The organism is Pantoea sp. X-Soil-YNGN-844, assembly GCF_059730595.1.
This window is the reverse complement of the sequence record NZ_AP036007.1, coordinates 3,335,481-3,356,412: the sequence shown is the minus strand read 5'-3', so window position 1 is coordinate 3,356,412 and position 20,932 is coordinate 3,335,481. Positions and strand designations below refer to the sequence as shown.

Sequence of the window (20,932 nt, the reverse complement as noted above, 5' to 3'; positions counted from 1 at the left end):
CTTCGGTTTAAGGAGGCAACAGGCAGGGAAAAGTGCGCTGACAGCGCTAGCGAATCACATGCATAAATCTGCATATAATTCATATAATTAGTCGTATTATGAATTTTTTATGATAAATAGGCTATAAAAATCATCTTGTTATCTTTTTATTGTGTGACTGAATAATTGCCTGGGTCGGGTTGTTCGTGCATAAAAAAGATGACATTATGACCGCCACTTTTTGACCCTGCTTGTTCACTACAGAGGACGTCGCCATGTCCGGTTCACCGCGCACCTGCCCGGATTACCGTTCGCTTTTTCCGGCGCTCACCGGGTTTTCCTCTTTTCCACACTCTCCGTTATTCACCATGCGGTGAGGCCAGCCAGGCAGCGGCTGTGGATCTGCTTGCCACACTGCACTATGCCTTCTGACGCTTAATTATTCGCCGGGGCGCTGTCCCCATAATTGTGCTTCTGGCACCTCCTCCCTGACGTTAGGGATCCTGTTATGACTCCACTGAAAATTGCTGCCAGCGCCGCTGTCGCGCCCAGCCTGACCCTGAACACCGCGCGTGACGTAGTGACGCTGGATAATACCGACTTTACGGATGTGGCGGCGGTCGTCGTCTCGCTGGCGGATACCCGCAGCGGCGTGCTGGCGCTGCTGCGTCATACCGGCTTTAATCTGCCGGTATTTGTTGCGAATGCGTTTGAAGAAGAGGTGATGCACCTGCCCGGCGTCAGCGGGGAGCTGAATGGCGAGCCGCAGGAGTGGCTTGCGCTGGAAGCCGCTGCACAGGCGTATGAAGCGGCGCTGCTGCCACCTTTTTTCGAAACGCTGACCCGCTATGTCGATATGCAAAACAGCACCTTTGCCTGTCCCGGACATCAGGGCGGCGCGTTCTTCAAAAAGCATCCGGCGGGCAAACAGTTTTATGACTTCTACGGCGAGAATGTTTTCCGATCTGATATGTGCAACGCCGACGTCAAACTGGGCGATCTGCTGATTCACGAAGGCTCGGCTAAAGATGCGCAGAAGTATGCGGCAAAGGTGTTTAACGCCGATAAAACCTACTTTGTGCTCAACGGCACCTCAAGCGCCAATAAAGTGGTGACCAATGCGCTGCTGACCCGCGGCGATCTGGTGCTGTTTGACCGTAACAATCACAAGTCGAACCATCATGGCGCACTGATTCAGGCGGGCGCGACCCCGGTCTATCTTGAAGCAGCACGTAATCCGTTCGGCTTTATTGGCGGTATTGACGCGCACTGCTTTGATGAGGCTTATCTGCGTGAGCAGATTGCAGCGGTAGCGCCGCAACGGGCGGAAGAGGCGAGGCCTTTCCGTCTGGCGATTATCCAGCTCGGCACCTACGATGGCACCGTCTATAACGCCCGCCAGGTGGTGGATCGCATCGGCCATCTGTGTGATTACATCCTGTTTGATTCCGCGTGGCTCGGCTATGAGCAGTTCATTCCGCTGATGGAAGGCTGTTCGCCGCTGACCCTGGATCTGAATGAAAACGATCCTGGCATTTTTGTCACCCAGTCCGTGCATAAGCAGCTGGCGGGTTTTTCGCAGACTTCGCAGATCCACAAAAAAGATAATCACATTCGCGGACAGCGGCGCTTCTGCCCGCATAAGCGACTGAATAACGCTTTTATGCTGCACGCTTCCACCAGTCCGTTTTATCCGCTGTTTGCCGCGCTGGATATCAACGCCAGAATGCATCAGGGCGAAGCGGGGCGTCGCATGTGGGATGAGTGCGTTACGCTGGGTATTGAGGCGCGTAAAGCGATCCTCGAGCGCTGCGAAATGATCCTCCCGTTTGTGCCGGAAATTGTTGATGGACAGCGCTGGCAGGATGCGCCTGTTGAGACGATCGCCCGCGATCTACGCTACTTCAGCTTTGAACCGCAGGCGAAGTGGCACGGTTTCGCCGGTTACGCGCGCGATCAGTATCGGGTCGATCCCTGCAAGCTGCTGCTGACCACGGCAGGGATCGATGCAGCAAGCGGGGAATACAGTGATTTCGGGATTCCGGCGACCATTCTGGCGAACTACCTGCGTGAGAACGGCATCGTGCCGGAGAAATGCGATCTCAACTCGATCCTGTTTTTGCTGACCCCGGCTGAGAGCCCGGAGAAGATGGCGAATCTGGTGGCGATGCTGGCGCAGTTTGAGCAGCACGTCAAAGAGGATGCGCCGCTGGCCGAAGTGCTGCCGACGATTTACCGCAAAAACGCCGAACGTTATGCCGGCTATACCCTGCGTCGCCTTTGTCAGGAGATGCATGATCTTTACGTCAGTCATAACGTGAAGGATCTGCAGCGCCTGATGTTCCGCGCCGCGGAGTTCCCGCCGGTCAGCGTAAATCCGCAGGATGCACATCAGGCTTATATTCGCGGCGAAGTGGAGCTGGTACCTATCGCCGAGGCCGCAGGCCGGGTCGCTGCGGAAGGCGCGTTACCTTATCCACCAGGCGTGCTGTGCGTCGTGCCAGGCGAAGTCTGGGGCGGCGCAGTGCAGCGTTACTTTCTGGCGCTGGAGGAGGGGCTTAATCTGCTGCCGGGCTTCTCGCCGGAGCTGCAGGGCGTTTACACCGAAGAGGATGAGCAGGGACGTAAGTATCTGGTGGCCAATATGATGGTGGGGCGCTGATCTGAGGGTGTTTTCGCCCGGCGGCGGGGCACGCTTTGCAGCGGGCTGGCACTGAGAAGGTTTCGCCCGCCAGGCGATGGGGAGTTTCAGGGTGCCGGTGCAGGCGGACGCGTTAAGGGGCGTACGCCCGCCCCTTAACAATCCCGGCGGGTAGCAGCCCGCCAGGCCTTTTTGTTCGCTGCGCGAATGGGCTATGAGAGGGGTTTCGTTCGTCTGGCGAGATGGGCATGCTTTGCAGCGGGCTGGCACTGAGAAGGTTTCGCCCGCCAGGCGATGGGGAGTTTCAGGTTGCCTGTGCAGGCGGACGCGTTAAGGGGCGTAAGCCCGCCCCTTAACAATCCCGGCGTCCGGCTGCCTCCGCGCCCCGCTTTGCGGGGTGCCCTCGTCACGCCCTGCGGCCGACGGACCGTCCGGACGCGCCATCCCTGGCGCGAACCGTCCTTTCGCCGACGTCCTGTCGGCTCATCCTGGCCTCCGGTTGTTCCTCAGCGCTTCGGATGCCTCTGAGAAACCCCCGCCTGTGATTTCTTTGTGTTAACTGTGGTGCTGTGTTGTCTGCTGAATTGAAAGCCAAAGCCAAAGCCAAAGCCAAAGCCAAAAACCCACAGCCAAAGCCAAAAACCCACAGCGATAAAGTACCCAATACAGAAAGAAGAGATAACAGCAGGGGGGTAGGGAGGCCGTCAGAACCGCTGAGCGGATGAGGGATTTCAGGACGAGCGACAGGGATGTCGCGAAGAGGCGGGTTCGCGCCAGGGATGGCGCGTCCCGGCGGTCCGTGAGAAATCCTGAAGAAGCGAAGGGACCGCGAAGCGGCGGTGAAGCAGGCCGGAGCCGGGGGTCAAGGGGCGCGGCGACTGGCGCCCCTTGTCGGTCGCCTGCAGAGGCGTGTCTGAAACTGCCCAACTGATTAGGCGAACGAAACCCTTCTCAGTGCCCATTCGCGTAGCGAACAAACCCCGGCTTCAGCGCCGCAAGCCCCGTTCGCGCAGCGAACAACCCCCCCGCTTCAGCGGCTCCGATCAGAATCCCCGATAACTCTTCTGAGCCGTGCTCACCTTATACAGATAACGACGCGACTCCGCCGATGGATGCTGGTTCGCCAGGGTCGAATAGACCTTGCTGGGAGACATGCCGTTGATCATTGAGAACGCCCGATCTTTATCGCTGGAGAAGACGCGCAATACGCTGCCTGCACCACCGTTATAGGCGGTGATCACCGCATAGCGGCGTGATACCGGATCCTGGATGCCGCCCAGATAGCTGCGCTGCAACAGCGACAGATAAGCTGTACCGGCATCGATGTTGTTCTCCGGATCCAGCAGATAGCTGCGGCTCGGCTTGCCCCATTTACCTTTCATGCGGAACACGTCAACACCGGCGGTATGCTGCACCACCTGCATCAGACCCAGCGCATCAGAATGGCTCACGGCGTAGGGGTTGAAGCTCGACTCGGTCTGCATAATCGCCAGAATCAGCGAGGCATCGACACCATACTGCTCGGCGGCTTTACGCACCATCGGCAGGTATTTGTGCGCACGCTTATCCAGGTGGTTCGGCACCATCGGAATCGAAATGCTGTAAATCACATGCAGACCCGAAGTGCGGCGCATTAATTTATTCTGAATCAGATAGTCAGCAAAGGCTTCCGCGCGACCCTGCCAGCGAATCGGCTGACCGGTGTTATCCAGCACCTGACCATAGAGCAGCGGCTCTTTACTGATCTCAATGTCGTTGGCGTCAGAATAGAGATCGACATTACCCGGATCTTCACCAATCAACAGCGTGGTCACGATAGCCTGACGCAGACTGGCCATCGGATCGGTGCCAGAAATCGTCTCGATGGTCAGCTTACCGCTTTCAAAGTTGATGTGGCTGCGGGTGTAATAGTTGTCGCTATATTTGACGTAATCTTTCGGTCCGGCGATCAGGACCTCATTGATACCCCAGATATTCTCAATATTGTGAGCAAACTGGCCCATCAGAATATCAAAGCCGTTGGTGTCTTTAACCCACTCCTCGTGGGATTGCTGATTCTTTGACCCGGAACAGGAAACCAAAAGTGGGGCTATCACCAGCAGGGCGATTAATTTTTTATTCATTGGGAATGCAAGCCTGACCTGGATAACCGGCCTCAGCGATGAGGCCCGGAATGTTTACGCTTCTGGCGGTGTATAGCCTTCGATATGAACGTCTTTGCCTTCGAACAGGAAATTGATCATCTCCTTCTCCAGCACCTTACGATCTTCGGGATTCATCATGTTGAGCTTCTTCTCGTTGATCAACATGGTCTGTTTCGCCATCCACTTCTGCCAGGCTTCTTTGGAGATGTCGTTGTAAATGCGCTTACCCAGGTCGCCCGGATAGAGCTGAAAATCCTGACCTTCCGCGTCGCGCTGTAAAAAAGTACAAAAAATGGTGCGGCTCATTACTCTTCCTCATTAATCTCACAACTGTCCAAAGCCAGTTGTCGGGGATGGCGCAGCTCGTGTAACAGGCGCTCAACGGGTGCAGCTAATCCCACAGATGGTGGCAGCGCTAAGTTATACCAGAGACCGCCTGCTTCATCCATCGCCGCCCCGGCAGAAGGCCACGACAGCCACATTGGCACGATATCGAGATGGAAATGACTGAAGGTGTGACGAAACGCGGTAAGCTGCTGCGGTTTTGCATGGATGCCACGCGCCGCCAGCCAGTCATTCAGCGCCGCTTCGGTGGTGAACTGCGGGAAGCAGAACAGACCGCCCCACAATCCCACAGGCGGACGCTGCTCCAGCCAGATATCATCGCCATCCTGCATCATCAGGAACCAGCCGCTGCGCTCCGGCAGCACCTGCTTAGGCTTTTTGCCGGGATAGCTCGCCCAGCTGCTGCTGGCGTACGCCTCACAGCCACTGTTCAGCGGACAGATTTCACACTTCGGCTTAGAGCGGGTACAGACAATCGCACCCAGATCCATCATCGCCTGATTAAACTGGCTGACGCCCTCGGCGGGTGTGACCTCTTCGCTGATCTGCCACAGCCGTTTCTCGACCTCTTTTTTACCCGGCCAGCCGCTGACGGCATAGCAGCGGGCCAGCACACGCTTGACGTTGCCATCCAGAATCGGGAAGTGCTGACCCAGCGACAGCGACAGGATCGCGCCCGCCGTGGAGCGGCCAACGCCGGGCAGGGCAGAAACATCATCGAAATTACGCGGGAATTCGCCCTGATGCACCTCGACAATCTGCTTTGCGGCTTTATGCAGATTGCGCGCACGGGCGTAGTAGCCCAGGCCGGTCCAGAGATGCAGCACCTCATCCAGCGGCGCCGCAGCGAGATCGGTGACCGTGGGGAAGCGCGCCATGAAGCGTTCAAAATAGGGAATAACCGTGGCAACCTGGGTTTGCTGTAGCATCACTTCGGAGAGCCACACCTTATAAGGCGTTTTCTCCAGCTGCCACGGCAGGGTTTTGCGACCAAAGCGCTGATACCAGTCCAGCACCTGTTGCGCGAACTGCGGCGCTTGCATCATAAGAAGGAAATTTTCCGTGTTTACTCTACACTCAGGCAGGAATTCCAGCACATGCGCACCTGGGTGTAAACCGGAAGATTGCAAAGGCTTGCTTCTGCTTATGAACTTTGCATAATGCCCGTTTCCCGGAACAGGCTAACCAGCAGGCTTTTACATGATTAATGACGTCATCACCCCAGAATTTGATGAGAACGGGCGGCCATTGCGCCGGATCCGCAGCTTTGTGCGCCGCCAGGGTCGCTTAACCAAAGGCCAGCAGCAGGCGCTGGATACCCTGTGGCCGGTCATGGGGGTGGAATATCAGCCTGAGCCTGTCGATCTGCCCGCGCTGTTTGGCCGCGAAGCTCCGGTCACGCTGGAGATTGGCTTTGGCATGGGCGCATCGCTGGTGACCATGGCGCAGAACACGCCACATCAGAACTTCCTGGGTATTGAAGTGCATGCGCCGGGTGTGGGTGCCTGTCTCGCCGCCGCCAAAGAAGCCGATGTACAGAACCTGCGGGTCATGTGCCATGACGCGGTGGAAGTGCTGGAGAAAATGATTCCGGATAACTCGCTGCGCATGGTTCAGCTCTTCTTCCCCGACCCGTGGCATAAAGCACGTCACAATAAACGCCGTATCGTCCAGGTGCCGTTCGCCGAACTGGTGATGCGTAAACTGAAGCTGGGCGGCGTTTTCCACATGGCGACCGACTGGGAAGCCTACGCGGAGCATATGCTGGAAGTGATGAACAGCATCGATGGCTACCGCAATCAGTCAGAGCAGCAGAATTATGTGCCGCGTCCTGAGACGCGTCCACTGACCAAGTTTGAGCAGCGCGGGCAGCGTTTAGGCCATGGCGTATGGGATTTAATGTTTGAGAGGGTGAAATAATGGCCACACAACGCAGCCGCCGTTTACGTAAAAAACTGCACATCGACGAGTTTCAGGAGCTGGGCTTCTCCGTTGCCTGGCGCTTCCCGGAAGGCACCAGCGAAAGCGAAATTGATGAGACGCTGAACCAGTTCATCAATGAAGCGATCGATCCTAACGGCCTGGCCTTTGATGGCAGCGGCTACCTGGTGTGGGAAGGTCTGGTTTGCCTGCAGAAAACCGGCAAATGCACCGATGAGCATCGCGCGCTGGTCCGCAAATGGCTGGAAGACCGCAAGCTTCAGGATGTGCAGATGACGGAACTCTTTGACGTCTGGTGGAACTAAGTCGTCACACAGTGTCGGGCTGCGGCCCGATCGGAGGGTTTCAGACCCGATCTTAGGGAGTAGATATGATGCGTAAAGCGCTTCTTGCTGTGCTGCTGGTGGCAGCAACTCAGGCTCAGGCAGCCTACGAATGCAGCGTTAAGCCGCAGGACGATGTGGTGATTAAACCGCAGAGCGTGCAGGTGGTCGGTGCTAACGGCAATATGGAAATCTCGCCGCAGGGCGACGTGCAGTTCAATGGCCAGAAAGTTTCGCTGGATATCGCTGAACGTCAGAAAGCGATCGACTATCAGAACGCGCTGCGTCGCGATCTGCCGTGGATCGACAGCGGAGCGACATCCCGTCTGGAGAAAGGACGTGCGGCACTGGATCGGGTCATCGTTGAAAAACTGGGCACCGACAGCAACGTGCGTAATCGCCTGACCACGCTGAATGGCCAGCTGAAACAGCAGATGAACCGCATCATTGAACACCGTGAAGACGGTCTGACGTTCCACCATCAGGCGATCGATCAGGTGCGCGCCGAAGGCGAAAGACTGGTGCAGTCAACGCTGGGCGGCGTAATGCAGGACAGTCTGAATGAGATGGGCAGTAAGCAGGGCAGCGGTGGCAGTAACCCGCTGCAGGCGATTATGGGCAATCTGGGCGGTCTGCAACAGTCGATTCAGGCTGAGTGGAGCAAGCAGGAGCAGGATTTCCAGAACTTCGGACACGAAGTGTGTAATCGCGTAATTTCGCTGGAAGATCAGCGTAAACAGCTTACCCGCGCACTGAAAAAATAAGTTAACGCCTCAGCCTGGCGGGCTGAGGCGCTTTTTTTACTCTTCCGCACTCACTCTTCCGCTAAAAACAGCTCCAGCAGCGAATTCAGGAACAATTTCCCTTTCTCCGTAATCTGCCACTGCTCAGCGGTTTCAGTTACGTAACCGGCGGCAATCGCGGCATCCATCTGTGGACGAATCACCTCTACTGACAAACCGGTGTAGCGGCTGAACTCGTCGCGCGGCGCGGCTTCCAGCAGGCGAAAGCGGTTCATGAAATATTCAAACGGCTTATCGCTATCGGCAACCTCATACTGCTTTTCGCGGTAGTTACCCTGCATGAAGCCACGCGGATGACGGGTTTTCACCGTACGGACAATGCGGCCATCCGGCTGGGTCAGCTTGCCGTGTGCGCCACAGCCAATCCCCAGGTAGTCGCCAAAGCGCCAGTAGTTGAGGTTGTGTTCACAGCGATATCCCGGCTTCGCGTAGGCGGAGGTCTCATACTGCTGATAACCGGCCGCCTGCAGCAGCCGATCGCCCTGCTCGAAAATATCCCACAATGCATCATCATCCGGCAGCACCGGCGGGCGTGAGCCAAACAGGGTGTTGGGTTCGATGGTGAGCTGATACCAGGAGAGATGCGGCGGATTCAGCGCAATCGCCTGACGTAAATCGTCGAGCGCCTCTTCCAGCGACTGATCGGGCAGGCCATGCATCAGGTCGAGGTTAAAGCTGCGCAGCGATAGCGACTCTGCCAGTTCTGCGGCGCGGACGGCCTCTTCCGGACCATGAATACGGCCCAGACGCTGCAACTTTTGCGGACTGAAACTCTGTACACCAATCGAAATACGGTTGATACCGGCACGCTGATAAGCGCTGAACCGGTCAGCTTCCACGGTGCCAGGATTGGCTTCCATGGTCACTTCCGCATCAGGGGCGAGCGTCAGACGCGCCCGCACGCCATCCATCAGCATCTGCATCGCGCTGCTGCTCAGCAGGCTGGGCGTGCCGCCGCCAATGAAAATTGTGCGCACTTCCCGGCCATTGAGCAGCGGCAGGTCGATCTCCAGATCGCGCAGCAGGTGCTGCACGTATTCAACGTGCGGCACCTCATCTTTCAGCGCATGGGAGTTAAAATCGCAGTAGGGACACTTCTGTACGCACCACGGAATGTGGATGTAGAGACTTAACGGCGGCAGATTAGGCATTACGCATCGCTTCCAGCAACAGCGTCAATGCTTTACCCCGGTGAGAAACTGCACCTTTTTCCGCTTTGCTCAGCCCGGCCGCGGTTTTACCCAGCGCCGGGACAAAGAAAATCGGGTCATAACCAAAGCCACCGGTGCCAGAGGCGGAGCGGGCAATCTCGCCCTCCCAGCTGCCGTGGAACACCAGCGGCGTCGGGTCTTCCGCATGACGCAGATAGACCAGCACGCAGTGGAACTGCGCCTGGCGCTGACCGTCAGGCACGTTTTCCAGCGCCTGCAGCAGCTTCTCCAGGTTCTGCTGATCGCTGGCCTCTTCACCAGCGTAGCGCGCCGAGTAGATGCCAGGCGCGCCGCCCAGCGCATCCACGGCCAGACCGGAGTCATCGGCGATGGCCGGTAATCCGGTGATCTGTGCCGCGTGACGCGCTTTGAGAATCGCGTTCTCAATGAAGGTCAGGCCAGTCTCTTCTGCCGATTCAACCCCAAGGTCAGTCTGCGCGACGATATCCAGACCAAAGGCGGAGAGTAACTCCGCCAGTTCACGCACTTTGCCGGGGTTGCCGGTTGCGAGCACAACTTTTTGCATAACAGTTCCAGTTTGATTCATTTACAGCAGATACCAGAGACCCGGGAACAGGTCCATGCCGAGAAAGTTCAGGGCATACAGCACCAGGATGACGATCATCGCTGAGAAATCGATGCCGCCCATCGCAGGCAGAATACGGCGAATAGGTGCCATCATCGGCTCGGTCAACTGCACCAGCAGATAATCGACCGGGCCACGGCCCTGGCTGATCCAGCTCATCAGAGAGCGAACGATGATGACCCAGAAGACCAGATAGCCGGCGGATTTCACCAGCGACAGCAGGCCGACCAGCAGATTGGTTGGGTCAACCGAGAACACGCCCACCTGAATCAGCAGCAGAATCGGGTATTTCAGCGTGGTCAGCACAAAGGCCAGCAGCAGCGAGGCGGTATCAATCGGCCCCAGAGCCGGCAGTATGCGGCGCAGTGGCTTAACAATCGGCTGTGTCACTTTTACGACAAACTGCGCCACTGGATTGTAAAAATCGCAGCGGGACCACTGCATCCAGATGCGTAACAGCAGCACCATGACGTAGAGATCGATCAGCGTTTTTACCAAAAACGTCAGTGTTAACATGAAGTTCCTCTGTTATTGTTGTGAGTTGTGCGCATAATCTCGTGCGCCAAAAATGGCGGTGCCGATACGCACCATCGTACTGCCTGCGGCGATTGCCGCCTCCATGTCATCGCTCATTCCCAGCGAAAGCGTATCTATACCAGAATAGTGCTGTTGCAACTGCCGGAAGGCTTCCGCCATCTGCTGACACACCGCCAGCTGCCGCTGGTAATCACTCTCCGCTGCCGGAATCGCCATCAATCCCCGCAGCCGCAGTTGCGGCAGGGCAGCGATCTGCTCCGCCAGCCCGGAAACGGCCTCCAGCATGATGCCAGATTTGCTGTTCTCGTCACTGATATTTACCTGAATTAACACATTCAGCGGTGGCAGCGAGGCGGGCCGCTGATCGTTGAGCCGCTGCGCAATGCGCTGGCGGTCAATGGTGTGACACCAGGCGAAATGCTCTGCCACCAGACGGCTTTTGTTGGACTGCAACGGGCCGATGAAGTGCCACGCCAGTTCAGGATGTGCGGCCAGTGCCTGAACCTTTTCAACCCCTTCCTGGACGTAATTTTCACCGAAGGCAATCTGGCCAGCGGCAAAGGCTTCTTCGACCGCGCTCGCAGGTTTGGTTTTGCTGACTGCAAGCAGGGTAATTTCTTCCGGAGCGCGGCCGCAACGCGCGGCAGCGGCGGCGATTCGCTGTCGCACTTGCTGTAGGTTCTGCTGGATTGAAGTCATAGTCAGGAGAAATTATGAATCTGGATGAAATGGTGGGGCTTAGTGTAAAGCATAATGCCGCCGATCTGCACCTTTGCAGCGGACATTTGCCCTACTGGCGGCGGCAGGGAAGGCTGGAGGTGATTCCGCAGCAGGCCAGACTTTCTGCCGCCTGGATGGCAGAGTTTATGACCCGCTGGCTCAGTGACCCGCAGCGTCAGCAGCTGGAGCATGCAGGGCAGCTCGATTTCGCCCTGAGCCTGACCTGCGGCCAGCGTCTGCGTGCAAATCTGTTTATGCAGCGCAACGGCCTGTCACTGGCGCTGCGCATTATCGCCACGACGTGCCCGACGCTGGAGAGCCTGCAACTGCCCGCCATTGTGCCGACGCTTCTGGAGCAGCAGGATGGTCTGATTCTGGTGACCGGTGCGACCGGCAGCGGTAAATCGACCACGCTGGCGGCGCTGGTCGATGCGCTAAACCGCCAGCGGGCGCGCCACATCATTACGCTGGAAGACCCGATTGAATTTATCCATCACAGCCAGCAGTCGCTGATTCAGCAGCGCGAAATTGGCCTGCACTGCGATTCGTTCTCGCTGGGGATAAAGGCGGCGCTGCGTGAAGATCCCGACGTCATCCTGCTGGGCGAACTGCGCGACAGCGACACCATCCGTCAGGCGCTGACGGCGGCGGAGACTGGTCATCTGGTACTGGCGACGCTGCACACCCGCGGCGCGGCGCAGGCGGTGGACCGGCTGGTGGATGTCTTTCCGGCGGAGGAGAAACAGCTGGTGCGTACGCAGCTGGCGGGCAGCCTGAAAGCGGTGATTGCGCAGCGGCTGGTGCCTTCAATTGCCGGATCGCGCATCGGACTGTTTGAAGTTTTGATCGCCACGCCGGGCATCACTAATCTGATCCGGGAGGGCAAGATGCACCAGATCCCTGCGCTGCTGCAGACCGGCGCGCAGGCCGGTATGCAGACATTTGAGCAGAGCCGGCTGGCGCGTCAGGCCGCCGGTCTGATTGAGTAAGCAGATCAGTAATGGCTTTCGAACCAGTCCTGCAAAATGATGGCAGCGGACTGTGAATCGACCGACCCTTTGTTGAGCGCGCGATAGCCGCCGCGCTCAAACAGGCCAGCACGTGCTTCTACCGTGCTGAGTCGTTCATCCTGCAGCTCTACCCGGATGCCAAAGCGACCGTGCAGACGGTTGGCAAATTTACGCGCGCGATCGGTCAGCGGCTGCTCGGTGCCATCCATATTCAGCGGCAGGCCGACGACCACGAAATCGGGCTGCCACTCTTTCAGCAGCTTTTCAATCACCTGCCAGTCCGGAATGCCATCCTGCGCTTTAATCGCGGTCAGCGGACGGGCGCTGCCCGTGAGTTCCTGACCTACAGCGACACCAATACTTTTGGTGCCGAAGTCGAAACCTAACAGAGTCTGAGTTGACATCAGGCGTGTCCCGCGTCGCTGGCCATGTTATGGATATCGACGCCAATACTGCGTGCCGCTTCGCGCCAGCGCTCTGAAATCGGCGTCTGGAACAGGATATTGCTGTTAGCTGGCGTGGTCAGCCAGGCATTTTCCATCAGCTCATTTTCCAGCTGATCTTTTTCCCAGGCGCAATAGCCCAGCGCGACCAGCACATTGGTGGGCTGAGACGCGGTGCCGATCGACTCCAGCACGTCACGGGATGTGGTGATAATGGTGTTATCTGAGACACGGATGCTGGAGGTAAACGTGCGTTGTGCTGAGTGCAGGATAAAGCCACGATCCTCTGCCAGCGGGCCGCCGGTAAACACCGGTTTATCCAGCCTGATGGCCGGGTCGCGATCGTCAGCAGAGATTTTCAGTTTCTTCAGAATGCCTTCAACCGTCAGGTTTTCCATGGGTTTATTGATGATCAGTCCCATTGCGCCCTCTTCGTTATGTTCGCAGAGATAGACCACGGAACGCTTGAAGAAAGGATCCTGCAATGAAGGCATGGCAATCAAAAAGTGATGTTGTAAATTCATTCTCACACGATGTACCAAAAAAATAACCGGCACGCGACGACCGCACCGGTATTGGGTTGATCACGGAGCCACGCCCCGGCTTCTTGCTCAGCCCAGGCGCTTCTCAATGGCATCCATCAACATGCCGGTGATGGAGATCGGGAACGCAGCCTCAATTTCACGAATGCAGGTTGGGCTGGTCACGTTAACTTCAGTCAGTTTATCACCGATGATGTCGAGACCGACAAAAATCAGTCCTTTTGCTTTCAGTGTCGGGCCAACACGGCGCGCAATTTCCCAGTCGCTTTCGCTCAGCGGACGTGCTTCACCACGACCACCGGCGGCGAGGTTGCCACGCGTTTCACCGCCCTGCGGGATACGTGCCAGGCAGTAAGGCACCGGTTCGCCATCCACAACCAGCACGCGTTTGTCACCTTCTTTGATCGCCGCAATGTAGTTCTGCGCCATGCAGAAACGGCTCTCATGCTCGGTCAGGGTTTCGGTAATCACACCAAAGTTAGGATCGTCTTTCTTCACGCGGAAGATAGACGCGCCACCCATGCCATCCAGCGGCTTCATGATGATGTCGCCATGCTCCTGCCAGAAGGCACGCAGCTGCGCTTTGCTGCGGGTCACCAGGGTGTCAGGCGTGAACTCGGCAAACCAGGCGGTATAGAGCTTTTCGTTACAGTCACGCAGGCTCTGCGGTTTGTTCACGATCAGCGTACCCAGCTCTTCTGCGCGCTCCAGAATGTAGGTCGCATAGATGAACTCGGTGTCGAATGGCGGATCTTTGCGCATCAGCACCACGTTCAGGTCAGCCAGCGGGATCACCTGCTCGCTGCCGAACTGATACCAGTTTTCAGGGTTCTGCTCGACGGTCAGCAGGCGGGTGCGGGCAGAGGCCACGCCACCGCGCATAGAGAGATCGTGCATCTCCATGTAGTGAATTTCGTAACCACGGCGCTGTGCTTCCAGCAGCATAGCGAAGCTGGAGTCTTTTTTAATATTGATGGACGAAATAGGGTCCATCACGATGCCAAGTTTAATCATTATTATCTCCTCGGTGAGGCGGTATTTACCGCCTCGTCTGGTTCGGTCTGCAGTGGGCCGATCGGTCAGGACATCATGCCTGCGCTCTTTCCGCTGAAAGTATCGCTTAACCCAGGTCGCCAAACCTCACCTGAAGTGCCGTAATGGCCGTCAGCGCGGTGGTTTCGGTACGCAATACCCGTGGGCCAAGCAGAATGTCAGTAAAATCGTGCTGCGCCGTCATCGCAATCTCGTCCGCAGACAAACCGCCTTCAGGGCCAATCAGCAGTCGTACCCGCTCAACAGGCTGTGGCAGCGTGTTGATACTGTGGCTGGCGCGCGGATGCAGGTTGAGCTTCAGACCGCTGTCAGCCTCTGCACACCAGGCTTCCAGCGTCATCGCTTCACGAATCTCCGGCACGCGATTACGGCCACACTGCTCGCAGGCGGCAATAGCAATTTTCTGCCACTGCTGGATCTTCTTCGCCAGACGTTCAGCATCAAGCTTTACGCCACAGCGCTCGGAAAACAAGGGTGTAATGACATTCACGCCCAGTTCGATCGATTTCTGGATAGTGAATTCCATTTTTTCACCGCGCGACATCACCTGACCTAAATGCAGATGCAAAGGTGACTCGCGATCGTCCGGCTGGCTCTCTGTGACCGATACTTTTACACGCTTTTTATCAACATGCGTGATCTCTGCTGCAAAAGTCAGATTAGTGCCATCAAAGAGTTCCAGACGCTGACCTGCCGTCATCCGGAGTACCCGGCCCACATGATTGGATGCATCTTCATCCAGGGTAATTTCACTGCCGATGTCTAAGGGTTCGGCGTGATAGATGCGAGGTATGCGCATAAGGTTCCTGAAACCGGACGCCGCGCTGCTGCGGCGTCATGGGGAAAAAAAGCTAGTGTAGGGCAGGGATTTTAGCGCTGGCAAGCCTGCTGCACATAAGGATTGTGATTGCCCTGAACCTTTGCAATGCGCTGGTCGCGTTCGCACTCCCATTTTGTGACAGGATAGAGCCTGTCCCAGGCGGTAAACAGCTGCGTCTGCTGGCGCGAAATGCGCAGATGGTACTGGTCGCGCATATAGAAATAGGTGCGGGCAATGGCACCGCGCGCCCGCGCGGGTGGCTCCGCCTGTTTAAGTTTGAAATCGATCTTCATCTCACACTGGCCGTACTGCTTCTCGCTGCCGTTCCATTGACTGTAGGCGAAGTTACCACGGTCACCATTCACTTCACCCACTGCGGGCTGAAGGTTATGCAAATCAGTTTCGATGCGGCGATAGTCGGGGTCCTTGCTGCAGTTTTTGCGGCCACCGTCCTGCCAGCACTGGCGCTGATGACCAAACTCCCAGGCCGGCATCACATGTTCCCACTCAATGCGCCCGGCGCGATTGGCGTTCTTGCGCACCTGATAGCCACAGCTGTTGAGATCGGGAATGCCCTTTTTGCCCTGCCACTCAATCTTACAGCCACAGTAGAACGAACCCGGTGCATCGGCGTTAATCGCCGCCGCAAAGGTTTTAGCCTGCTGGAAGTTATTTTGATGATAGTTATTCAGATTAAGGGCGTCAGCGGCAGGTGCAAACAGCAGCGCAACCGCCAGACTTAGTATGCGAGACATATTCCGGATTTCTTCCTGGTACGAAAAAGGGCGGCAGGTTAACAGAATGTGGAATAGGGCGGAATGGGGATTGTTCTCAGGAAGCGCCAAACTCGCCTGCGACCAGCAGGCTGCCGCAGTGCACGCAGCGATATTCACTTTCTTTGCGCAGAACACGATTGTGGCGGCGAACCGTCAGCTGATGCTGCTGGCACTGGCAGCGGTAAGCAAAGGTGTTACTGCGCACGGAGGCGATCTCAAACTGATGGGTGCGGCGTGCCGGCACCCCCAGCACCTGCTCCATCATCCACTTCCACTCTTTGCCGTGTGGTGCGACGCGGCCAAACTGTTTCCACACCAGCAGATGCGCCAGCTCGTGCGGCACCACTTCATCGATAAATGCCTGCTGGTTTTCCAGCAGCAGCACCGGATTGATGCGGATCTCCCAGGCGGCCAGCCAGGCGGTGCCCGCCGCCGTACCGCGTTGCTGGTAGAGCAGCTTCGGTTCCGGATAATGGGTTTTCAGGGTCTGATTTGCACGCTCAAGCGACTGGAGCAGTGAGCGCATCACGGCCTGCTGCAGGGCAATGGGGAGACGAGGTGTTTTCATGGCGCTCAGAATAATCGCCGTCGCCCAGGAACTCAACGTTACCCGCGAAAACGACAGCGCAGCGACTATACTCTTCCGCCAGTTTCGAGCCATATGATCCACCGCGGGCGAGTGGCCCGGCGCGCCGCTGCTATTGGCTGAAATTTCTGGATTAAATATGGTTACGATGTTTTTTAGAATATCCTGTTGCTAATGTTCACTGCAGAGTGAATGGATCAGAAGCGGAAGGCACAGTGTACGGACAACGCAATGAAAAATAATAACATCAGGAAACAGCGTATTGTGCTGGTTACCGATCTCATGGCTGGCCGCGGCGGTATGGAGAATGTGACCTGCCAGCTGATTACCGCTCTGAATGCGGAACCCGGAACGGAAGCGGGGCTGTTTATTATCAACAGCGGAGAGGAGAGCCTTTCCCGCGCCTGGACCGCCAACGCCGTTTTATCAGAGAGTGTCTGCACGCTGCGGAATAAGAAAATAAAAAATCTTATTCACACGCTGAGAATGGCCGCCTTCTTTCGTCGCTATCAGCCCGACCATGTTCTGACCCTCAATACCATTCCCTGTCTGATGACGCGCCGGGCCATTACGCTCTCAGGACGCAAAATCGTGTTGTCGAGCTGGATGCACCTGCCACCGCGGGAACGATATCGCCCCCACTATCTGCTGCGGGCCGATCACCATTTTGCTATCAGTAAGCAGATCAAAGAGCAACTGGTGGAGCTGGGCGCACCCGCCACTGACGTTGACGTCATCTATAACCCGATCCGGCGTAATGACGTGGTTATCGGCAGGCCGCAGGGGCTGAAGTTTCTCTATATCGGTCGCGTCCATTTTCAGCGGCAGAAACAGCTTAAAGATCTGTTTGATGCATTGAAGCATCTGGATGCGCCGTGGACGCTGGAGATTGTAGGTGACGGAGAAGATCTGACGCAGTGTCAGCACTACGTGACGCAACTCGGCATTCAGGATCGTATTACCTGGCATGGCTGGCAGGAGAATGCCTGGGAGTACGTCATCCGCCATATCAGACAGGTCACCTGTCTGATCATGACCTCGAACTTTGAAGGCTTTCCGCTGATCCTGCTGGAGGCGATGTCACGGGGTGTCTACTGCGTCTCGTCCGACTGCATCAGTGGCCCGTCAGAGATTATTCAGAACGGTCTCAATGGTCAGCTCTACCCGACTAATGACAGCATGGCGCTGGCCGCTATTCTCAACGCCATGAGCCGGGATTTCCACTTTCCCGATCATCAGGTTATTAAAGCGAGCATCACCGGTTTTTATGAGGAAAATTATATGAAGCACCTGATGAGTGCGTTTAACCGTCTGACTGAGGTTAAGCATGACCAATAAAAGCAGTCGTAATGGATTAACGTTAATGGTTAATGCTTCAGTTATTGCGCTCTGTCTGGCGCTGTCACTGAATATGTTTGTTTCCGGCCTGCCGCAAAAAATATTTTATCTGGTCTCTTATCTCTCCGTTGCATCTGTGTTGTATGGCCTGGTGCGCAGGCGAGTGGCGTTTAAAGAGAACGGTTTTTATGTCGTCCTGTTTGCTGTGCTGATTCTCTTCGCTCTGATCCGTCTGTTCTGGGCGATACACACAAAGGGGCTTGAAACCGCACCCTCAAACGATGCCATCACCAATATTGGCAACTATCTGCTGGGGGCGAAGCGGCTGTTGCTGGGAGCCTTTGTGCTGCTCAGTCTGGCGATTTATGGCAACCGGGTCTCTGCAACTACGCTGCGCATTGGAAAAGTGTTAATTCTGGTCGGTCTGCTGATTACGCTGGGCTTTGGTATCCATGAGCATCTCTATACCGAGAATATCCGCATCAAGCTCACCACCGAAGCGGCCTCGATGTCCTCCTACATGATTCTGTTTATCTACTGCACCTGGCTGTGGCTGAGCCGTTACGAGACGCATGCATACTGGAAGATTGCCGATATCGCTGTGCTGGCTGTGACCTTTGCCTTGCTCTACCTGTGCGGCACCCGCGTAACGCTGATTGCGCTGATTGCCGTGGGGCTGCTGTTCCTGTTGCAGACCTACCGGCTTTCGCTGCTGACCAACTGGCGAATCAGCGCATTACTGGTGGGCGTGCTGGCGGTGCTGATCCTGATGACCAGTAACCGCTGGGTAGAGGGGATGCAGGACATTGAGAACTACGGATCAAACAGTTCCACCTCGCTGGGCGCGCGTGTGGCTATCTGGGGCGGGGCGGTCAACTTTATTGAGCATCATGGCGGTTTTGCCACGCCGGATGCACGCACCACGGAGGCGCGGGAGTTCATCATGGCGCACTATCCGCTTAATGGTGAAGGCTACACCAACGTTAAGTACAACATGCACAACGAGTTTCTGGAAGTGACGACGCTGCAGGGCTGGCTGGGCGCGCTGTCGCTGGCGCTGCTCTATATGACTGTGCTTAGCGGCTGGCTTAAGAAGTGCGATCTGCGCGGCGTGACGCTGCCGATACTGGCACTGTTTATCTGCGGACTGACCGATTCGGTACTGCCGTATAATCAGACAGCCACTATTTTCATTATGACGCTGGCACTCTGCTGCATACGGCAGCCATTGCCGGCAGGGAGGGCTAACTCGCTTTAAGCATGCATTGAACAAATAAAAACGGCGGGGTTTCCAGAGAAACCCCGCCGTTTTTTTTACCGCATTTTTATCGGGTAATATTAGTCACGTGAACCGATGTCGCGCAGTTTCTTACCTGCCATCAGGTTACGTTCGATGTGTTCCAGCGAGACGTTTTTGGTCTCAGGAATCAGCATCACGGTCAGCAGAATGAAGAACAGGTTAAGCAGTGCGTAGACCCAGAAGGTGTTTGCGTTGCCCAGCGTATTCAGCATCGTCAGGAAGGTCGCACCCACGATCATGTTGGCGATCCAGTTGGTGGTCGTGGAAACCGTGATACCGAAATCGCGGCCTTTCAGCGGCTGAATTTCGGAACAGAGCACCCAGATCAACGGACCGGCTGACATCGCAAAACCAACGATAAACATCAGCAGCATACCGACCGCGAAGTACTGTGCGCCCGCGGAGTGAATGCCGAAGTGCAGCATCGTACCCAGCACGCCCATACCGGCTGCCATCACCATAAAGCCCAGAATCAGGGTAGGTTTACGGCCCCAGCGATCCACCAGACCAATAGCGATGAAGGTCGCCAGTACGTTGACCAGACCCACAATCACCGTGCCCCACATCTGCTGGGTGGTGTTGGTGAAGCCCGCGATTTCAAAGATTTTTGGTGCGTAATACATGATGACGTTCATACCAGTAAACTGCTGCATGACCTGCAACAGGATGCCCAGATAGACCGCACGACGGAAGTGGCTGCTGCTGGTGAACAGACCCCAGCCAGACTGCTTGACCTTCAGGCTTTCACGAATCTCTTCCAGCTCACGTTTTGCCTGCTCACTGGTGTCACGCAGACGATCCAGTACGCGTTGCGCATCGCGGAAGTTGCCTCGCGCCGCCAGCCAGCGTGGGCTGTTTGGCAGGAAGAAAACACCGATCAGCAACAGCAGGGCCGGAATGGTGATGATGCCCAGCATCCAGCGCCAGTTGCCGGTAAAGCTGAAGGCGGTATCGGTAAGGTAAGCACCCAGAATACCGATGGTGATCATCAGCTGGTAAAGCGAAATCATACTGCCGCGAATTTTTTCCGGAGCGATCTCAGAAAGATAAAGCGGGGCGGTATAAGAGGCAATACCGACGGCCAGGCCCAGCAGAACGCGGGCGCTGATCAGCATTTCCGGGTTTGGCGACATCGCTGACCAGAGTGAACCGATAACGAACAGAATCGCACCGGCCATCAGGCTTTTTTTACGGCCCAGGCGGGATGACATCCAGCCGCTGCCGATAGCACCGACCGCCGCACCAAACATCATGGAACTGACGATCCACTCCTGCTGGTGGGGAGTAACGTTAAAGTCCTTTGCGATAAACGGCAGGGCACCGGCGATAACGCCGATATCCAGACCGAACAGCAGTCCCGCAAGGGCCGCCAGAAAGCAGACAAATAAGGTCATCGCCTTATTTGAAGTTCTGCTTTTGTGTGTATTGCCAGGCATGGGAGCCTCCAGGTTTATCCATCATTGTTTTTATCAATGTTAAAAAACCTTTTGCGGGAAAAAAGTGAGTCTGATCACATCAGTGTAATCGCTTACACACGCTGAAACCCTGAAATTCAGCATATTTTTCCCGGAAAGATTAATTAACCAGTGAGGTATAGCACTCATTAAGTTTCTGACAATGCTCTATTTAGTGGCTATCAGACGACGCTGAAAATAACGCATTTTCAGCATAATAACCACGTGCGTTAATTCCTAAATATCAGAAAAACAAAGCATTTCAATTTGTAATCGTTAACATTTTGTCGTCAGAAAAAGCGAAAGGAAGTGTAGCTGAGAATGGAAAATTTGCTGCAGAGTGAAAGAGATGCCGGGCAGATTGGTTTTTCTGATGTCTG

General features: G+C 56.0%; 21 protein-coding genes. 7 read left to right on the top strand and 14 right to left on the bottom strand.

Annotation, left to right across the window (positions count from 1 at the left end; genetic code table 11):
• The first annotated feature begins 487 nt into the window (after positions 1-487).
• Positions 488-2,641 carry an ornithine decarboxylase gene (locus AC6I8C_RS15525; RefSeq protein WP_497822983.1) on the top strand — a complete coding sequence of 718 codons (2,154 nt, stop codon included), beginning with the start codon at positions 488-490 and terminating at the stop codon, positions 2,639-2,641.
• 1,022 nt (positions 2,642-3,663) lie between these two features.
• On the opposite strand, the gene mltC is transcribed toward AC6I8C_RS15525, so the two are convergent.
• Genes mltC through mutY form a run of 3 tightly spaced genes read right to left on the bottom strand, consistent with a single transcriptional unit; the run spans position 3,664 to position 6,155 of the window.
• Complete coding sequence (gene mltC, locus AC6I8C_RS15520) at positions 3,664-4,743, bottom strand: membrane-bound lytic murein transglycosylase MltC (protein WP_013358985.1); 1,080 nt, start codon at positions 4,741-4,743, stop codon at positions 3,664-3,666.
• Between the two features lie 54 nt (positions 4,744-4,797).
• The gene (locus AC6I8C_RS15515) at positions 4,798-5,070 is read right to left on the bottom strand and encodes an oxidative damage protection protein (protein ID WP_003853409.1); all 273 of its coding nucleotides are present in this window, start codon (positions 5,068-5,070) and stop codon (positions 4,798-4,800) included.
• Entirely contained in the window at positions 5,070-6,155 is a 1,086-nt protein-coding gene (gene mutY, locus AC6I8C_RS15510; RefSeq protein ID WP_497822982.1) for an A/G-specific adenine glycosylase, read from the bottom strand. The genes AC6I8C_RS15515 and mutY overlap by 1 nt, the downstream gene beginning before the upstream one ends.
• A 154-nt stretch (positions 6,156-6,309) precedes the next feature.
• Here mutY and trmB point away from each other — a divergent pair, with 154 nt between their 5' ends.
• The 3 genes from trmB (at position 6,310) to AC6I8C_RS15495 (ending at position 8,137) form a co-directional block, all read left to right on the top strand.
• Positions 6,310-7,029 (top strand): tRNA (guanosine(46)-N7)-methyltransferase TrmB, encoded by a 720-nt coding sequence (gene trmB, locus AC6I8C_RS15505; protein WP_010248887.1) that lies wholly within the window; start codon positions 6,310-6,312, stop codon positions 7,027-7,029.
• A complete protein-coding gene (locus AC6I8C_RS15500; protein ID WP_497822981.1) occupies positions 7,029-7,355 on the top strand; it encodes a YggL family protein in 327 nt (108 codons plus the stop codon). The genes trmB and AC6I8C_RS15500 overlap by 1 nt, the downstream gene beginning before the upstream one ends.
• Before the next feature lie 65 nt (positions 7,356-7,420).
• Positions 7,421-8,137, top strand: coding sequence for a YggN family protein (locus AC6I8C_RS15495; protein WP_442799222.1), 717 nt, complete (start codon positions 7,421-7,423; stop codon positions 8,135-8,137).
• 50 nt (positions 8,138-8,187) lie between these two features.
• Here the strand turns inward: AC6I8C_RS15495 and hemW are convergent, their stop codons facing one another.
• From hemW to AC6I8C_RS15475, 4 genes are read right to left on the bottom strand one after another with little or no spacing between them, the layout of a single operon-like run.
• Positions 8,188-9,327 carry a radical SAM family heme chaperone HemW gene (gene hemW / locus AC6I8C_RS15490; RefSeq protein ID WP_497822980.1) on the bottom strand — a complete coding sequence of 380 codons (1,140 nt, stop codon included), beginning with the start codon at positions 9,325-9,327 and terminating at the stop codon, positions 8,188-8,190.
• The gene (locus AC6I8C_RS15485; RefSeq protein ID WP_497822979.1) at positions 9,320-9,913 is read right to left on the bottom strand and encodes an XTP/dITP diphosphatase; all 594 of its coding nucleotides are present in this window, start codon (positions 9,911-9,913) and stop codon (positions 9,320-9,322) included. The genes hemW and AC6I8C_RS15485 overlap by 8 nt, the downstream gene beginning before the upstream one ends.
• A 21-nt stretch (positions 9,914-9,934) precedes the next feature.
• Positions 9,935-10,489, bottom strand: a complete 555-nt coding sequence (locus tag AC6I8C_RS15480) for a YggT family protein (protein ID WP_013358979.1) — start codon at positions 10,487-10,489, stop codon at positions 9,935-9,937.
• A gap of 12 nt (positions 10,490-10,501) precedes the next feature.
• Positions 10,502-11,209 (bottom strand): YggS family pyridoxal phosphate-dependent enzyme, encoded by a 708-nt coding sequence (locus AC6I8C_RS15475; RefSeq protein ID WP_135907720.1) that lies wholly within the window; start codon positions 11,207-11,209, stop codon positions 10,502-10,504.
• Between the two features lie 14 nt (positions 11,210-11,223).
• On the opposite strand from AC6I8C_RS15475, the gene AC6I8C_RS15470 reads away from it, so the two are divergent.
• On the top strand, positions 11,224-12,219 hold the full coding sequence (locus AC6I8C_RS15470) for a type IV pilus twitching motility protein PilT (protein ID WP_497822978.1): 996 nt from the start codon (positions 11,224-11,226) through the stop codon (positions 12,217-12,219).
• Positions 12,220-12,224: 5 nt separating this feature from the next.
• On the opposite strand, the gene ruvX is transcribed toward AC6I8C_RS15470, so the two are convergent.
• From ruvX to AC6I8C_RS15440, 6 genes are all read right to left on the bottom strand, one after another.
• Positions 12,225-12,644 carry a Holliday junction resolvase RuvX gene (gene ruvX / locus AC6I8C_RS15465; protein WP_497822977.1) on the bottom strand — a complete coding sequence of 140 codons (420 nt, stop codon included), beginning with the start codon at positions 12,642-12,644 and terminating at the stop codon, positions 12,225-12,227.
• The gene (locus tag AC6I8C_RS15460; RefSeq protein ID WP_013358975.1) at positions 12,644-13,207 is read right to left on the bottom strand and encodes a YqgE/AlgH family protein; all 564 of its coding nucleotides are present in this window, start codon (positions 13,205-13,207) and stop codon (positions 12,644-12,646) included. The genes ruvX and AC6I8C_RS15460 overlap by 1 nt, the downstream gene beginning before the upstream one ends.
• Before the next feature lie 87 nt (positions 13,208-13,294).
• Entirely contained in the window at positions 13,295-14,239 is a 945-nt protein-coding gene (gshB, locus tag AC6I8C_RS15455; protein WP_147790033.1) for a glutathione synthase, read from the bottom strand.
• A 106-nt stretch (positions 14,240-14,345) separates the two neighbouring features.
• A complete protein-coding gene (gene rsmE, locus AC6I8C_RS15450) occupies positions 14,346-15,077 on the bottom strand; it encodes a 16S rRNA (uracil(1498)-N(3))-methyltransferase (protein ID WP_497822976.1) in 732 nt (243 codons plus the stop codon).
• A 71-nt stretch (positions 15,078-15,148) separates the two neighbouring features.
• Complete coding sequence (gene endA / locus AC6I8C_RS15445) at positions 15,149-15,853, bottom strand: deoxyribonuclease I (protein WP_497822975.1); 705 nt, start codon at positions 15,851-15,853, stop codon at positions 15,149-15,151.
• Between the two features lie 76 nt (positions 15,854-15,929).
• The gene (locus AC6I8C_RS15440) at positions 15,930-16,442 is read right to left on the bottom strand and encodes a SprT family zinc-dependent metalloprotease (protein WP_497823354.1); all 513 of its coding nucleotides are present in this window, start codon (positions 16,440-16,442) and stop codon (positions 15,930-15,932) included.
• Between the two features lie 210 nt (positions 16,443-16,652).
• Here AC6I8C_RS15440 and AC6I8C_RS15435 point away from each other — a divergent pair, with 210 nt between their 5' ends.
• Both AC6I8C_RS15435 and AC6I8C_RS15430 read left to right on the top strand, forming a co-directional pair.
• Positions 16,653-17,798 (top strand): glycosyltransferase, encoded by a 1,146-nt coding sequence (locus tag AC6I8C_RS15435; RefSeq protein ID WP_497822974.1) that lies wholly within the window; start codon positions 16,653-16,655, stop codon positions 17,796-17,798.
• A complete protein-coding gene (locus tag AC6I8C_RS15430) occupies positions 17,788-19,056 on the top strand; it encodes an O-antigen ligase family protein (RefSeq protein ID WP_497822973.1) in 1,269 nt (422 codons plus the stop codon). Before AC6I8C_RS15435 ends, AC6I8C_RS15430 begins: the two co-directional genes overlap by 11 nt.
• An 80-nt stretch (positions 19,057-19,136) precedes the next feature.
• Here the strand turns inward: AC6I8C_RS15430 and AC6I8C_RS15425 are convergent, their stop codons facing one another.
• Positions 19,137-20,534, bottom strand: coding sequence for a sugar porter family MFS transporter (locus AC6I8C_RS15425; RefSeq protein ID WP_013358968.1), 1,398 nt, complete (start codon positions 20,532-20,534; stop codon positions 19,137-19,139).
• Positions 20,535-20,932: the final 398 nt, after the last annotated feature.

What these genes read in the sequence shown, in the direction of transcription:
- AC6I8C_RS15525 (WP_497822983.1), top strand. Translation starts at nt 488, where the DNA reads ATGACTCCACTGAAAATTGCTGCCAGCGCCGCTGTCGCGCCCAGCCTG.
- mltC (WP_013358985.1), bottom strand. Translation starts at nt 4,743, where the DNA reads ATGAATAAAAAATTAATCGCCCTGCTGGTGATAGCCCCACTTTTGGTT.
- AC6I8C_RS15515 (WP_003853409.1), bottom strand. Translation starts at nt 5,070, where the DNA reads ATGAGCCGCACCATTTTTTGTACTTTTTTACAGCGCGACGCGGAAGGT.
- mutY (WP_497822982.1), bottom strand. Translation starts at nt 6,155, where the DNA reads ATGATGCAAGCGCCGCAGTTCGCGCAACAGGTGCTGGACTGGTATCAG.
- trmB (WP_010248887.1), top strand. Translation starts at nt 6,310, where the DNA reads ATGATTAATGACGTCATCACCCCAGAATTTGATGAGAACGGGCGGCCA.
- AC6I8C_RS15500 (WP_497822981.1), top strand. Translation starts at nt 7,029, where the DNA reads ATGGCCACACAACGCAGCCGCCGTTTACGTAAAAAACTGCACATCGAC.
- AC6I8C_RS15495 (WP_442799222.1), top strand. Translation starts at nt 7,421, where the DNA reads ATGATGCGTAAAGCGCTTCTTGCTGTGCTGCTGGTGGCAGCAACTCAG.
- hemW (WP_497822980.1), bottom strand. Translation starts at nt 9,327, where the DNA reads ATGCCTAATCTGCCGCCGTTAAGTCTCTACATCCACATTCCGTGGTGC.
- AC6I8C_RS15485 (WP_497822979.1), bottom strand. Translation starts at nt 9,913, where the DNA reads ATGCAAAAAGTTGTGCTCGCAACCGGCAACCCCGGCAAAGTGCGTGAA.
- AC6I8C_RS15480 (WP_013358979.1), bottom strand. Translation starts at nt 10,489, where the DNA reads ATGTTAACACTGACGTTTTTGGTAAAAACGCTGATCGATCTCTACGTC.
- AC6I8C_RS15475 (WP_135907720.1), bottom strand. Translation starts at nt 11,209, where the DNA reads ATGACTTCAATCCAGCAGAACCTACAGCAAGTGCGACAGCGAATCGCC.
- AC6I8C_RS15470 (WP_497822978.1), top strand. Translation starts at nt 11,224, where the DNA reads ATGAATCTGGATGAAATGGTGGGGCTTAGTGTAAAGCATAATGCCGCC.
- ruvX (WP_497822977.1), bottom strand. Translation starts at nt 12,644, where the DNA reads ATGTCAACTCAGACTCTGTTAGGTTTCGACTTCGGCACCAAAAGTATT.
- AC6I8C_RS15460 (WP_013358975.1), bottom strand. Translation starts at nt 13,207, where the DNA reads ATGAATTTACAACATCACTTTTTGATTGCCATGCCTTCATTGCAGGAT.
- gshB (WP_147790033.1), bottom strand. Translation starts at nt 14,239, where the DNA reads ATGATTAAACTTGGCATCGTGATGGACCCTATTTCGTCCATCAATATT.
- rsmE (WP_497822976.1), bottom strand. Translation starts at nt 15,077, where the DNA reads ATGCGCATACCTCGCATCTATCACGCCGAACCCTTAGACATCGGCAGT.
- endA (WP_497822975.1), bottom strand. Translation starts at nt 15,853, where the DNA reads ATGTCTCGCATACTAAGTCTGGCGGTTGCGCTGCTGTTTGCACCTGCC.
- AC6I8C_RS15440 (WP_497823354.1), bottom strand. Translation starts at nt 16,442, where the DNA reads ATGAAAACACCTCGTCTCCCCATTGCCCTGCAGCAGGCCGTGATGCGC.
- AC6I8C_RS15435 (WP_497822974.1), top strand. Translation starts at nt 16,653, where the DNA reads ATGGATCAGAAGCGGAAGGCACAGTGTACGGACAACGCAATGAAAAAT.
- AC6I8C_RS15430 (WP_497822973.1), top strand. Translation starts at nt 17,788, where the DNA reads ATGACCAATAAAAGCAGTCGTAATGGATTAACGTTAATGGTTAATGCT.
- AC6I8C_RS15425 (WP_013358968.1), bottom strand. Translation starts at nt 20,534, where the DNA reads ATGCCTGGCAATACACACAAAAGCAGAACTTCAAATAAGGCGATGACC.